This window comes from Streptomyces sp. NBC_00448, from assembly GCF_036014115.1.
Classification (GTDB): domain Bacteria; phylum Actinomycetota; class Actinomycetes; order Streptomycetales; family Streptomycetaceae; genus Actinacidiphila.
Genome location: NZ_CP107913.1, coordinates 8158249 through 8171355 on the forward strand (window position 1 = coordinate 8158249; position 13107 = coordinate 8171355).

The 13107-nt window shown below is 73.7% G+C and carries 12 protein-coding genes; 1 reads left to right on the forward strand and 11 read right to left on the reverse strand.

From position 1 onward, the window contains the following. Window positions 1–50: 50 nt before the first annotated feature. Entirely contained in the window at window positions 51–812 is a 762-nt protein-coding gene (locus OG370_RS35190) for an SDR family oxidoreductase (protein WP_328471494.1), read from the forward strand. Window positions 813–1015: 203 nt separating this feature from the next. On the opposite strand, the gene OG370_RS35195 is transcribed toward OG370_RS35190, so the two are convergent. Genes OG370_RS35195 through OG370_RS35245 form a run of 11 tightly spaced genes read right to left on the reverse strand, consistent with a single transcriptional unit; the run spans window position 1016 to window position 13074 of the window. Continuing rightward, window positions 1016–1738: an alpha/beta fold hydrolase gene (locus OG370_RS35195; RefSeq protein WP_328471496.1), complete on the reverse strand. Its 723-nt coding sequence runs from the start codon at window positions 1736–1738 to the stop codon at window positions 1016–1018. Further along, window positions 1735–2664, reverse strand: a complete 930-nt coding sequence (locus tag OG370_RS35200) for a DMT family transporter (RefSeq protein ID WP_328471498.1) — start codon at window positions 2662–2664, stop codon at window positions 1735–1737. The genes OG370_RS35195 and OG370_RS35200 overlap by 4 nt, the downstream gene beginning before the upstream one ends. Before the next feature lie 26 nt (window positions 2665–2690). After that, complete coding sequence (locus OG370_RS35205) at window positions 2691–4331, reverse strand: AMP-binding protein (protein ID WP_328471500.1); 1641 nt, start codon at window positions 4329–4331, stop codon at window positions 2691–2693. Next, window positions 4328–5044, reverse strand: coding sequence for a 4'-phosphopantetheinyl transferase family protein (locus OG370_RS35210; RefSeq protein ID WP_328471502.1), 717 nt, complete (start codon window positions 5042–5044; stop codon window positions 4328–4330). Before OG370_RS35210 ends, OG370_RS35205 begins: the two co-directional genes overlap by 4 nt. Further along, a complete protein-coding gene (locus tag OG370_RS35215) occupies window positions 5041–6180 on the reverse strand; it encodes an acyl-CoA dehydrogenase family protein (protein WP_328471504.1) in 1140 nt (379 codons plus the stop codon). The genes OG370_RS35210 and OG370_RS35215 overlap by 4 nt, the downstream gene beginning before the upstream one ends. Next, window positions 6173–7378: an acyl-CoA dehydrogenase family protein gene (locus OG370_RS35220; RefSeq protein WP_328471506.1), complete on the reverse strand. Its 1206-nt coding sequence runs from the start codon at window positions 7376–7378 to the stop codon at window positions 6173–6175. The genes OG370_RS35215 and OG370_RS35220 overlap by 8 nt, the downstream gene beginning before the upstream one ends. Beyond that, window positions 7371–7616 carry a phosphopantetheine-binding protein gene (locus OG370_RS35225; RefSeq protein ID WP_328474723.1) on the reverse strand — a complete coding sequence of 82 codons (246 nt, stop codon included), beginning with the start codon at window positions 7614–7616 and terminating at the stop codon, window positions 7371–7373. The genes OG370_RS35220 and OG370_RS35225 overlap by 8 nt, the downstream gene beginning before the upstream one ends. Window positions 7617–7657: 41 nt before the next feature. Beyond that, on the reverse strand, window positions 7658–8821 hold the full coding sequence (locus OG370_RS35230; protein ID WP_328471508.1) for an acyl carrier protein: 1164 nt from the start codon (window positions 8819–8821) through the stop codon (window positions 7658–7660). Next, a complete protein-coding gene (locus OG370_RS35235) occupies window positions 8818–10161 on the reverse strand; it encodes a KamA family radical SAM protein (protein ID WP_328471510.1) in 1344 nt (447 codons plus the stop codon). The genes OG370_RS35230 and OG370_RS35235 overlap by 4 nt, the downstream gene beginning before the upstream one ends. A gap of 31 nt (window positions 10162–10192) precedes the next feature. Then, the gene (locus tag OG370_RS35240) at window positions 10193–11467 is read right to left on the reverse strand and encodes a pyridoxal phosphate-dependent aminotransferase (protein WP_328471512.1); all 1275 of its coding nucleotides are present in this window, start codon (window positions 11465–11467) and stop codon (window positions 10193–10195) included. Continuing rightward, entirely contained in the window at window positions 11464–13074 is a 1611-nt protein-coding gene (locus OG370_RS35245; protein ID WP_328471514.1) for an AMP-binding protein, read from the reverse strand. The genes OG370_RS35240 and OG370_RS35245 overlap by 4 nt, the downstream gene beginning before the upstream one ends. Between the last annotated feature and the right edge of the window lie 33 nt (window positions 13075–13107).

The window sequence follows — 13107 nt, forward strand, 5'->3', positions numbered from 1 at the left end:
GCGCTCCTCGCGTCTGAACACAGCGGAGTCAGTGGAGCCGGCGGAGTCATATGGACCTGGGAATTGACGGCAAAGTCTTCCTGATCACCGGTGGGACCAAGGGACTTGGCCTCGCCGCCGCCCATGCCCTCGTCGGTGAGGGCGCTCGGGTGGTGGTCTCCTCACGCGGTCAGACCGCGGTCGACGAGGCCGCGGCGGCGTTGGGCGGCCCGGAGAACGTCCTGGGCCTGGCCGCTGACAACGCGGACGCCCTGGCGGCAGAGCGGATGGTGGCCTCCGCCCTGCGCCGCTTCGGCCGGTTGGACGGCGTGCTGATCAGTGTGGGCGGTCCGCCCACCGGCCCGATCACCACGATCACCGATGAGCAGTGGCGGGATTCCTTCGAGTCGGTATTCCTCGGTGCGTTGCGCCTCGCCCGTGCCGCCGCACCCGTACTCCCGTTCGACGGATCGATCGGATTCGTGCTGTCCTTGTCCGTGAAATCCCCCTGGCCGAACATAAGCATCTCCAACGGCTTGCGCCCAGGACTCGCTATGGCCGCCAAAACACTCGCCGACGAGCTGGGCCCGCGCGGCATCAGGGTCAACGGCTTCGTTGTCGGCTCGATCGCCACCGATCGGCTCAAAAGCCTGGAGTCGGCCAACGACGATCCGGAGCGGGCCCGCGCCGCACGGACCGCCGAAATCCCGCTGCGACGCTACGGCACACCTGAGGAGTTCGGCCGCCTGGCCGCCGTCATCCTGTCGCCGGCGGCGTCCTACGTCACCGGCACCATGATCCACATCGATGGCGGCGCCCTGCGCACCCTGTGACCTACGCTCGTCGGAAGGGGCTTGGGCGTTCGTCGCCCGGCCTGCGAGGAGTGGGGACGACTCCTGGCACGGGGACGCGCACCAAGTGGGGTGCGGGCCTGTCCGGGGCGTACGCACCGCGATGCCGGGTCCCGCGAGTTCCCCGGCGGACTGTCGCGGCTGCCGGAGGTCCGGCGCGGGAGCCGCCCCGCGGGTCGGCGGGCTCAGCGTGCCGCGGTGAGCCGGTCGATGAACGGCTGGATGTGGCGCAGCAGTTGTCCGTGGTGGGGTGGGGTGAAGACGTCGAAGTGGCCGCAGTCCAGGTCCCGGACGGTGAGGCGGGTGGCGAGCGAGCGCCAGCGGGCGATCTGCGCCTCGCGGTCGGGGCTCGCGCAGGCGAGCAGGAGTGTGGGGGTGTCGCTGGGCTGCCGGACGCGATGGGCCCGTGCGGCGGTGAGATGGGCGGCGGCGGTGGAGCGCAGCAGCGCCGGCTCGAAGCCCGAGGAGAGTCCGCCGGCGGAGTGTTCGATGCTGTCGAGCGGATGGGAGCGCAGCAGCGCGTTGTCCGGTTCCAGTTCGGGGTGGCTGTCGATCATGACGACGGCGGGCGGCGGCGTACCCCCTGCGGTCCCTGCGGCCGCGGCCTCCGCGGCCAACTCCCAGGCGAGGATGCCGCCCAGCGACCAGCCGGCGAGCAGGGCGGGCGGTCGGGGAAGCGCGTCGAGGAGTTCCCGGTAGGCGGCCGTCATCCGTGGGACGCTCCGCTCCGGGCGCTCGCCGGGCAGCAGCCCCGCGGCGCGGATGCCGTAGACCGTGCCGTGCCGGGCCAGTCGCCGGGCCAGGCGGAGGTACTGGCCGAGCCCGCCGCCGGCGGGGTGGATCAGTACGCTGTCCAGCGGGCCGCTGCGCCGGCCCAGGGTCATGAGCAGCCCGGGTTCTTCGCTCATCGGCCGGCCCGTTGGGTGACGGCGATGCACACCAGCACCGCGACCGCGGCGACGGCCGCGATCACCGGCGGGCGCTCGCCGAGCATCGGAACCGACCAGATCAGGGTGAGCAGCGGCTGGGACAGCAGGATCTGGCTGGCCCGGGTGATGCCGATGGCCGCGATCCCGCGGTACCAGACCAGCGGGCCGAGGAACTGCGCCCCGGCGCCCAGCCAGATCAGGCCGATCAGCGAGCGCGCGGTGGGGTGCGGATGGTCGACGAGCAGGGCGGCCACCGAGCCGGCGGCGGTGAGCGGCAGGCAGATCACCAGGGCCCAGGCGATCACCTGCCAGCCCGGCATGGCCCGGGCCAGCAGCCCGCCCTCGGTGTATGCCGCCGCGGCGACCAGCAGTGACGCGAACAGGTACAGGTCCGCCGCCGAGAACGTCCCGCCGCCCTGCTGGAACGCGAACCCGACGACCACCGCCGCCCCGGTCAGCGCGGCGGCCCAGAACACCGGCGGCGGCCTGACCCCGGTCCGCGCGGTGCCGTAGACGGCCGTGGTCAGCGGCAGGAGTCCGGCGATCACCGCGGCGTGGGTGGAGGTGGTGGTCTGCAGCGCCAGCGTGGTCATCAGCGGGTATCCGACGATCAACCCGCCCGCCACGGTGGCCAGTCCGGCCCAGTGCGCGCGCCGGGGGAGGGGGACCCGCCGGGCCAGCAGGCAGCCGCCCGCGATCAGCGCGGCCAGTACGGCGCGCACGGTGGTCACCGTCCACGGGCCCATGCCCTCCAGGGCCCAGGCGGTGGCCGGGAAGGTGAGCGAGAAGACCACCACGCCCGCCACGGCCGACACGCTCCCCGGCACTCTCGCTCGATCGGCGCCCTCCGCCACGTCCGCCGGTGCGGCGGCTCGCCGGGTGGTCGCGCCGGGCTCCACGTCCATGGCGGGGCCTTTCCTCATCGCGCTCATCAGAGGTTCCGCGCCAGCGCCTCGCGTAGCGCCGTACGGTCGATCTTTCCGTTGGTGGTGTAGGGGAAGGAACGACGGACGCTGACGGCCACCGGCACCATATAGGCGGGCAACCGCTCCCGTAGCCCCGCCAGCAGGGTGTCCGGGTCGAGCCGGGCGCCGGACTGCGCGGTGCAGGCGGCAGCGAGCCGCTCCTGCCCGGCGGCGCCGTCGAGTGACAGCACGACCGCCTCGTTGACGCCCGGTACCGCGCGCAACGCCGCCTCGATCTCGCCGAGTTCGACGCGGTAGCCGCGGATCTTGATCTGGTGGTCGAGCCGGCCCAGGTGGACCAGCCCGTCCGGGCTCCGGCGCACCCGGTCCCCGGTGCGGTACCAGAGGTCGTCCGAGGGGGGATCGGCCCGCTCGACCACGGTGGTACGCCCCTGCTCCCGGCGCAGGAAGCGCCCGATGTTGTCCTGGGGGTCGAGATAGCCCGGGAAGCGCTGGACGCCTCGTACGCACAGCTCTCCCTCGTCGGCCTCGCGGCCGTCCTCGTCGACGACCAGGTGTTCCAGGCCGGGGTAGAGGGTGCCGATCGGTACGGCGCCGCCCGGCCCGGCGGCGGGCGTGCTGTCGGCGGGAGTGCCGGTGCCGGCGGCGGGAGTGCCGGTGCCGGCGGCGGGAGTGCCGGTGCCGGCGGCGGGAGTGCCGGCGACGCGCGCGCCCGGTGCGGGCATCCGGAACTCGGTGCAGCTGAGGGTGAGTTCGGTGGGGCCGTAGAGGTTCTCCAGCACGCTGCGCGGCGCGGCCCGCTGCCACGCGCTCGCCTGGGCGAGGGTGAGCGTCTCGCCGCAGAACAGGCTCCAACGCAGTGACGGCATGCTGTCCGGGGCCAGCGCCCGCAGCCGCCGGGCGAAGGAGATGACCGAGGGCACCGAGAACCAGTGGGTCAGCCGCTCGCGGGCGACGAAGCGGGCGGGTGCCAGGACGTCGTCGGGGCCCGGCACCACCAGCGTCGCACCCGATCCCCAGGCCGCGAAGAGATCGAAGACCGAGAGGTCGAAGGTGAGCTCGAAGGTCTGCGACAGCCGTGCGCCGACGTCCAGTTGGTAGCGGTCGATGACATGGCTCAGATAGGCGTCGACGGAACGGTGCTGGATCGGGACGCCCTTGGGGGAGCCGGTCGATCCCGAGGTGAACAGGACGTAGCCGATGTCCCGCGGTCCCCGGCCGCCCGCCGGGAGGGCCGGCAACGCGCGCGCGGGCGGCAGGGAGTCGAGGTCGGGCGAGAGCAGTCGGGCGCCCAACTCGGCGGCGGCGTGGTCGGGTTGGGCGAGGACCAGATCGAGCCCGGCCGCCTTGGCGATGGCCGCGTTGCGGGCCGCCGGGAATGCCGGGTTGAGCGGCACCACGCTCGCGCCCAGCCGCTGGACGGCCAGATAGCCCGCGTAGGCGTGCGGGGTGCGGGAGGCCAGCAGCCCGATCCGCCGCAGCGGCCGGCCGGGGTCCGCCGCGTGCAGCGCTTCGGCCAACCGGCCTGCCAGGGAGTCGAGTTCGGCGTAACTCCAGGGCCGGCCGCCGACTTCCAGGGCCACCGCGGCGGGATGGAGGCGCGCGGTGTCGGCGAACCACCCGTACATGCCGCGCTGTTGGGTCATGGCTGCTGCTCCGCGGGCTCGATGGGGAACGGGGCCGGTGCGCCGTAGGCGACGCTCAGGGGGAGGGAGGCCCGGTTGCGCAGCGACACCCAGGAGTAGCGGCCCCAACTGCCGGCCCGCGCCGCCGGGCGGACCCGGACCCGCCAGGGCCGCCCGGCGAAGCCGCTGCCCTCGGCCTTGACGCATGCCTCCTGGACCGTCCACAGCCAGGCGAACTCGGTGGTGCGGCGCTCGGCCGGCAGCCGGGCCCACTCCTCGGCGCGGCCCTGGGTACAGCGGCGCAGCAAAGCGGGCCGGACCGCCGCCGGGACGTGCTGGACGTCGACGCCGACCGCGCGGTCCAGTGCCGCGCAGACGGCGACGGCCCCCCGGTCGTGGCTGATGCTGATGCCGATCCGGGGACGGCCGGCCAGGGCGGGGCGGCCACCCGGCCGGTAGACGACGGGCGCGCCGGCGGCCTCCGGGTACCGCGCCCGGAGCAGGGCACGCAACAGCCCTCGGCCCGCGAGTAGTTCGGCGGTCCGCCACGGCGGAAGGCCCTCGGCCGCGGCCAGATCCTCCCGGGTCGGCGGGGCGTACGGCGCGGGCTCCTGGTGGCGGTCGAACCGCTCCTCGTCGTGGAAGGCGCCCCGCCTCTCGTGGAGGGCGACCCAGATGCCCGGGGCGGCTTCGAGCCGCAGGCCCGGCCCCGTGATCGGCGGCGGTACGGTCATGGCGTCAGCCCGTCCAATACGGCGTCCAGACGCTCGGCGACGATGTCCAGGGTCACCTCGGTGGTGCCGCCGCCGATGCCGAAGATCGCCGCCTCGGTGCGCAGCGCCTGCGCCCCGCCCCGTGCGAAGCCGTCGGCGCCCTGCAACCGAGCGCACTCGGCGAGCACATGGTCCACCGTCGCCCCCGACGCGGCCTTGAGGAGGGCGGCCGCGGTGCCGTCCCGCTCGTCGGCGATCCGGTCCCGCAGCTGCATCCACAGGGCGTGCAGCCCGGCGACGCGGACCGCGCACTCGGCCAGGCGCTGGCGGACGCCGGACCGCCGGCGCAGCGCGGTGTCCTCGACGATGCGGCTGCCCAGCCGCCGGTCGGTGTCGGCGATGATCCTGCGGCACAGGTCGATCGCCCAGCCCGCGGAGGCCAGCCGCTCCACCGCGATGTGCTGGGCGAACGCCGCCATGCCGCGGCCCTGCCGCCCCACCAGGTGGTCATTCGTCAACCGGACGTCGGAGAAGCGGAGATGGCCGACCCCGGAGCCGGCGAAAACCTCGGTGTCCGCGGGCTCGGCCGTGACCCCCGGAGTGTCCAGGGGCACCAGGACCCAGGTGAAGTTGGTGAAGTGCCGCCCGGGCGACCGGCGGGCCAGGACCAGGGCGTCGCCGGCGGTGGTCGCCGAGGTCACCCAGCGCTTGGTGCCGTCGACCACCAGCCCGTCGGGCCGCGTGCGGACCGTGGTGGTGAGCGCCGCCAGGTCGGAGCCCGCGCCCTCGTCCGTGGCGGCCAGGGCGACCAGCCGCTCGCCGCGCAGCGCCGCTTCCAGGCACGCGGCGGTCGTCTTCGAGCGGGAGCCCGCGGCGAGCAGCGGCACCGCCGTCGCCAGGTGGACGCAGAGCGAGAGCACCGGGCCCAGCGCCCCCTCGGCGTCGGCGGCGGCCAGCAGCTCCCTGAGCACGAGCGGGTCGAGCCGGCCAGCTGCGGCGTGCGGGTAGAGCCGCCGGAACTGCCCGGCGTCCGCGAACTCCTTGAGGAGCCGGTGGACGCGGGCCGGGGGAACGGCGGTTGGGGGAAGGGTGGTTGGGGGATCGGGGGCCGGAGGCGCGGCGCCCGGGGGAACAGCGGCGGCGCGGTCGTCAGGCAAAGGACACCCCCGCGTCGAGCAGGGCGAGGACGCCGTCCGCCTGGTGGAGACGGTCGTTGCTGTAGTTGAGCGGTGCGGAGCGCAGATCGCGCAGCGCCTTCTCCAGGCGGGTCGGCGAGTTCCTGAGATAGCCGTGCCGCAGCCCGACGGCGTCGATCAGGTCCTCCACGGCGCGATGGCACTCCTCGGAGGCGGTCAGCTTGAGGCTGTTGATCAGCAACTGGTTGCGGGGCAGCGAGACATCGGTGCCGCCCTCTGCGGCGGCGGTGACCACGGCGGCGGTGTGGCGGAGCAGCGCGTGGACGGTGTCCAGCCGCTGCCGGGCCCGGGAGAGCCGGCTCAGCAGCAGCTCCGACTCGAGTCGGCCGTCCTTGCCCCGGGCGGACTCCCGCAGCATCCGCAGCACCCGGGACAGCGCCCCCGCGGCCGTGCCGAGCCAGCAGGCCGACCAGCCCAGGTGCGCCAGCGGGCCGAGGGTCTGCAGCACCACCGCGCGGAACTCGCCGTGCTCGCCGACGACCTGGTGCCCCGGGATGCTGCCGGTCAGCCGCAGGGCCACGCTGTGGCTGGCCCGCATCCCGAGCGGGTCCCATTCCCCGGAGGCGGTGATCTCCAGCTGGTCGCGGCGGGCGAAGACCAGGGAGACCGCGTCGGCGGAGAGCGCCTCGGGGGCGCGCATGCTGATCAGGAAGCCGTCGGCGTACGCCCCGCCGGTCACGATCGGCGCGAACCGGTCGAGTTCCAGGTGCCCGGACCGCCCTTCGTCCGCGGAGAGTTGGGCGCCCGCGGTGAGCAGATGGCCGCCCTTGCCCGATTCCGTGGTCACCGACGCCAGGTACATCCGTCCGGCCGCGATCTCCGGCAGCAACTCCTCGGCGAGCGGCGGGGCGGCGTGGGTGACCACGCAGGCCACCTGCTGGCAGTGCATCGCGAAGATCAGAGCCGCGGACAGGTCGGTGCGGCCCAGCGCGATGCTCACGTCCAGCAGTTCGTCCAGGGTGCCGCCCAGGCCGCCGTACTCGGTGGGGACCATCAGCCCGAGCAGCCCGCCGGCCCGCAGCTCATCGAGCACCGCGACCGGGAACTCGGCCGCCGCGTCGGTCTGCTGGGCGTACTTCTCGGCCACCGCGCGGGCCTGATCGGTCTGCTGGGCGAAGCGACCGCCGGCCGCCGGGCGAGGACGCGCGGACTCAGACATCGGCGCCGCCGTCCTGTGTCGCGACCGCCGACCACAGCGCGCCGGCCGTGCTGAAGGTCTTCTCGACCAGCGCCTCGTCGGGCAGTTCGACGCCCAGCTCGTCCTCCAGGGCGAGCAGCAGCTCGATCGACTGCATGGAGGTCAGCCCGGCCTCCCGCAGCCGGGTGTCCGGGGTGATCGGCCGGTCGGCCAGGTGGGGGAGGAAAGGCCGGAGTATCCCGGTGAAGCGTTCGTCCATCACGGCGCGGGCACCCTTCTCGGTCGGTGTGGACGCCGGGCTCACCCGGCGCCGCCATTGAGCCGTCGCTCGACCAGTTCGCACAGGTCGACGATGCGGTGGAGTCGTTCGGGCAGGAGGTCTCCGGGGCCGAACTCGATGGCGAAGTCCTCCTCCAGGCCGTCGACGATCTCCAGCATCCGCAGGGAGTTGAAGGCGGGGAGTCCGGTCAGGTCGGCGTCGGGCGCGGGCACGTCCCGTATGCCGAGGACCCGCCCGACGATCCCGGCCACCGTCGAGGCGACCTGCTCGGGGGAAGGCGGATCACCGCCGGCCGCCTCGACGCCACCGGCCCCCCGGTCGCCACCGGAGAGCACTTCCGGGTCGGCGTGCAGGAGTTCGGCCGCCCGCGTCAGCAGATCTGGTGGCTCCGCCCGGCCCCGGGCGACGCGGCGGGAGGTCAGATACGTGTACTCGACCAACCCGTCCCAGCGGGCGAGGTGCTCCTCGACGTGCTGCGGGGTCCCCGCGTCCCCCTGGGCCAGATACGCCGCACGCAGCCGGCGTGACCGGGCCAGCAGCCAGGTCTCCATGGTGAACTGATCGAGCGTCAGCTTGCGGTCGGGATGCTCGGCGTACGCACGGAGGTAGTCGTCGGCCCCGGCGGACGATATCCGCACCTCCTCGCCCGGCGGACCGAGAGGAGCGGGACCGAGGGGCGTGGGGGCTAACTGGAAGGCCTGGCCCGGTCCGGCGTCCAGGACCGCGGCCAACTCCTCCCGTTCGAGGCGCAGTCGCGTCGGGCGCGCCGCGCCCCACGGAGTGTCGTTGTAGTAGGCGTCCGTCACCGCAAGGGCGCCGTCGCCGTCGGGTTCGGCCAGGAAACTGTGCTCGATGTGGCGCTGCCCGTGGTAGGGCACCCAGGGCAGGTGATAGGCGTCCGCGACCACCCACGCCGTCTCCCGTAGCGATCGCGCCCAGTCGCCGTCGGCGCCGGGCCACTTCTGCGCGAGGGCGAGGCAGAGGAGGTCCGCGGCGTCGGCCAACGCCGCGTCCAGGGAGGGCTCGACGGTGGGCAGGCCGTGCGGACCGGGGCGGGTGCGCAGGCGCAGCGCGGCGCCCAGCCGCAGGTGGGTCCCGGCGCCGTGGTACCGGTCGGCCAGCACCGCGAGGTTGCTCTGGAAGCAGTCCAGCAGTTCGGCTCGGATCTCCGGCGCCGCGGTCACAGCAACTCCCCCGCCGCGTCGTCGACGTCGAAGGGGAACCGGTCGGCGAAGGCGGGCTTGAGGTCGGCGAGCCAGATCGCCGCGGGGTCGTACGCGGCGTAGAACGGCCGGCCGACCAGGGCCGGATCGCGGGCCTGGATCATGTGCAGGGCGAAGACCTTCTGGCCGAGGAGCTCGACCACCCCGTCCACGCAGACCTTGCCCGCGGTGGCCGACATGGACGGCCCCCGTACGGTCCGGGCGAGGCCGGAGACCGAGGCGTAGGCGTCCCGGAAGATGTCGTAGGCCCGGGCCAGCGGCACCGCGAAGTAGTCCACCGGACCGGTGTCCCGCTCCACGAACATGTAGTACGGAATCATCCCGAGCCGCACCTGGGCGCGCCACATCGACTCCCACACCCGCGGGTCGTCGTTGATCGAGCGGATCAGCGGCGCCTGGGTGCGGATCACCGCCCCCGTGCCGCGCAACCTGGCCACCGCCTGCGCCACCACCGGCGGTTCCAGCTCGCGCGGGTGGGAGAAGTGGGCCATCAGCGCCAGGTTCTTGCCCGCCGCCACGACCTCCTCGAACAGCCGCAGCAGATCCTCGGCGTCCGGATCGGTGAGGAACTTCCGCGGCCAGAAGGACAGCGCCTTGGTGCCCATCCGGATGGACTCGATCTGGTCCAGCGCGAGCAGCGGCTCGACGTAGCGCCTCAGCACCGCCGCGCTGGGGATCATCGAGTCGCCGCCGGTGAAGAGCACGTTGGTGATGTGCGGGTGCGCGCGCAGGTAGTCCACCAGGATCAGTTCGTCGCTGTCGGCCGCCATCCGCAGCTCCGGCTCGCCGACGAACTGCGCCCAGCGGAAGCAGTAGGTGCAGTAGGCATGGCAGGTCTGGCCCTGGCGGGGGAAGAACAGCAGCGTCTCGCGGTACTTGTGCTGGATTCCGGCCAGTTGCTGACCGTCCACCACCGGGTGGTTGAGCTCCAGCTGGCCGGCGGGGTGCGGGTTCAGCCGCATCCGCACCTGGTGGGCGATCGTCTGGATCTGCCGGCGTGGCGCCCCGCTGCGCAGCAGGTCCGCGATCCTGGCCACGTCCTCGGCCGGCAGCATGTCCTCCTGCGGGAAGACCAGGCGGTAGATCGGGTCGTCGGGGGCCGCGGACCAGTCGATCAGCTCGTCCACGACATGGCTGTTGGCCCGGAAGGGCAGCACCTCGGCCACCGCCCGCACGCCCAGGCGCTGGTCGGGGCTCAGGCCGGCGCGGGCGGTCAGGTCGTCCAGGTGTCTGGAGGTGACGGCGTGGAACCGGGGCGGGCTGTCCGTGGTCGGCGGAACGCTTGCGTTGCTCGGGGGCACCGTGCGGTCATTCCTTCCGGTCGGGGGCGGCTCAGCCGCAGAGCTTGCCGAACCCCTCTTCGATCGCGGCCAGGAGCCGCGAGACATGGGGCAGTACGAGCGGATCGGAGCTGTGCAGGGCCGCGGACTGCTCCTCGGGGGTCTCGCCGTAGAGCATGCTGGTGGCCGCCCGGAAGCGGAGCGCTCCCGGTTCGTCGCCGTGGTGGTGGCCGCCGAGGACGGCGATGCCGTGCGCGTCGAGCAGTCGGTCCTGCAGGGTGGCGGAGTCGGTGACGCCCCGGGCGGCCAGGGCCTCCCGGCGCGGTTCGAAGTCCGGGTAGACGTAGAAGCCGGCATCGGGTCTGCGGCACTCGGCGCCGGCCGCGCGGACGATCCGGTGGACGGCACCGGCCAGCGCTCCGTGCAGCCGGGCGGCCTCGGCCAGGTGGGCGCGCAGTTCGGGGGGTTCGGCGAACGCGTAGGCGGCCACCTCCTGCATCGGACCGGCCAGGGTGGACCAGACCTCGCTGGCGAAGGAGGCCACCGCGTCGCGCAGCGCCGTCCCCCAGGCGCTCTCGGGGAACCGGGCCGCGCCGATCCGCCAGCCGCCCAGGGCGAGGTTCTTGCTCAGCCCGGTGGTCACCACCGTGCGTTCCGGAGCGACCTCGGCCGGGCTGAGGAAGCGCTGCCGCGGATCGTGCAGGAGGTCGCGGTAGATCTCGTCCGAGACGATCAGCAGGTCCTCCTCCCGGGCGATCGCGCACAGTTCGCGGACCAGCGTGGAGGGCGCCGCCGTCCCGGTGGGGTTGTCCGGCAGTGCCAGCACCAGGATGCGCGGGTCCCGGCCGTCCTCCCGCGCCCGCGCGATGGTCCGCGTCAGGGCCGACGGTTCGGGCACCCCGCCGCAGCCGGCGGGGATCGGCACCTGGAAGACCGCCTTCCCGGCCAGCAGCGCCTGCGGGGGATACGTGTTCCAGCAGGGGCGCGGCAGCAGGGTGTCGCCCCGGACGGTCATCTGCACCGCCGCGAGCAGGGGCTTGCTGCCGGGGGCGAGCACCACCTGGTCCGGTTCGGTCGGCACGCGGCGGCGGGTGAAGTACCCGGCCACGGCCCGCCGGGCCGTGAGGTCGCCGCGGACCGGGCCGTAGGCGTTGCGGCCCGCCCCCGCGGCCAACCGCTCGATCAGCGGCGGGAACACCGGCAGCCGCGACTCGCCGAATCCCAGGTGGACCACGGTATCGCCGCGCCGCCGACGCTCCCGGACCTGCTCGTCCAGCGCCAGGTTGGGCGATATCCCGCGCGCGCCGGCCAGTTCGATCCGCGTCACACCGTCCGCTCCTTCCCGGGCAGCGCCAGTGCCAGCAACCGGGCCCGGTCGACCTTGCCGTTGGGGTTGAGCGGCAGGCGGTCGATGGCTCTCAGCTCGTCGGGGACCATGTAGTCGGGCAGTTCCTTCCCGCAGAACTCCCGTAGCTGAACGGGGTCCCAGCCGGCGGCGGGCTCCGGTACGACGAAGGCGGTCAGCACGGGATCGGCCGCGTCCCCGGCGCGCGGCACCACCAGCACGGCGGCGGCCTCCACCGAGGGGAACGCGCGCAGCCGGTGCTCCACCGCCCCCAACTCCACACGGTTGCCACGGATCTTCACCATCGAGTCGACCCGGCCGTGGAAGTACAGTTCGCCGTCGGCTCCGCGGGAGGCGAGATCACCGGAGCGGTAGACGAACTGGCCGGACCGCGGTTCGAGCGGATCGGCCACCAGCACGGCGCGGGTGGCCGCCGGGTCGTTCCAGTAGCCGGTGAACAGCGCGGGACTGCGCAGGTGGATCTCACCGACGGCCCCCGGCTCGTCCACGGGCCGGCCCTCGCCGTCGATCAGCAGGATCTCGGCTCCCGCGTGCGGCCGCCCGATGGAGATGTCCGCCTGGTCCGCCGGGAGCGGGTCGGGGATGTCGGCGAAGGTGCAGGCGATGGACTCGGTGCTGCCGAAGCAGTTGACGATCCGCACCCCGGGCAACTCGCGGCGCAGCAGCCGCAGATCCTCCAGCGGGAAGCGCTCGCCGGAGAAGAGGATGCCCCGCACCGCGCCGAGTTCGGACAGCCGCGCCGGCTCGTGCCGCAGCAGCGGCCGCCAGATCGAGGGGACGCCGTTGACCTGGGTGGCCCCGGCCTCGCGCAGGAAGCGGGCGAAGCGCCGTGGCCAGCGCAGCAGTCCGCGCGGTACCGGCACCAGCGTGGCCCCGTTGCCCAGCGCGAGCCCGGCGTCCAGCAGGGAGAAGTCGAACTGGAAGGGCGACGTGCTGGCGACCCGGTCCTCGGCGGTGACGATGTCGTGCCGCAACATCCCCCGGCAGAAGGCCAGATACCCGCGGTGGCTCATCACCACGCCCTTGGGGGTGCCGGTGGAGCCGGAGGTGAAGACGACGTAGGCGGGGTCGGTGGAGACGGCGCCGGTGCGCTGGTGGGCGCGCCGGGCCGGCGCGCGCTCGATGACCAGCCCCTCGGGGCCGAAGCGGCCGCTGCCGGTGGACGCCGGCAGGCCCGGCGGTTCCTCGCCGCCGGACCGCAGGTACAGCGCCGGTCCGGTCATGCCGACGATCGTCAGCCGGCGACCCACGGGCGACTGGGGGCTCAGCGGGAGAAAGGTCGCGCCGAGTGCGGAACACGCCATCAGCAGCGTGAGGACGGCGGCACTGCTGTCCGACTCCAGCGCCACGCGGTCCCCGACTCCGATTCCGAGGCCGGCGAGTTCTTCGGTCCTGGCGGCGGTGCGTGCCGCCAACTCCCGATAGGTGACCGTGCGAAGACCCCCGTCGGGGGCGCTTTCGATCACCGCCGGTCTGGTGGGGACGGTATCGCTCGCACCGAGCAGGAACTCGTGCAGGAGCTCAGGGGCTTGGCGGTGCCACGGGGAAAACGAACCTGTGGTGGCCATGTTCTCCTCCGAGAAAATCGGCGGGGCGGCCTG

Coding starts and splice junctions, on each gene's coding strand:
- OG370_RS35190 (WP_328471494.1), top strand. CDS start 51: ATGGACCTGGGAATTGACGGCAAAGTCTTCCTGATCACCGGTGGGACC.
- OG370_RS35195 (WP_328471496.1), bottom strand. CDS start 1,738: ATGAGCGAAGAACCCGGGCTGCTCATGACCCTGGGCCGGCGCAGCGGC.
- OG370_RS35200 (WP_328471498.1), bottom strand. CDS start 2,664: ATGGACGTGGAGCCCGGCGCGACCACCCGGCGAGCCGCCGCACCGGCG.
- OG370_RS35205 (WP_328471500.1), bottom strand. CDS start 4,331: ATGACCCAACAGCGCGGCATGTACGGGTGGTTCGCCGACACCGCGCGC.
- OG370_RS35210 (WP_328471502.1), bottom strand. CDS start 5,044: ATGACCGTACCGCCGCCGATCACGGGGCCGGGCCTGCGGCTCGAAGCC.
- OG370_RS35220 (WP_328471506.1), bottom strand. CDS start 7,378: ATGTCTGAGTCCGCGCGTCCTCGCCCGGCGGCCGGCGGTCGCTTCGCC.
- OG370_RS35225 (WP_328474723.1), bottom strand. CDS start 7,616: ATGGACGAACGCTTCACCGGGATACTCCGGCCTTTCCTCCCCCACCTG.
- OG370_RS35245 (WP_328471514.1), bottom strand. CDS start 13,074: ATGGCCACCACAGGTTCGTTTTCCCCGTGGCACCGCCAAGCCCCTGAG.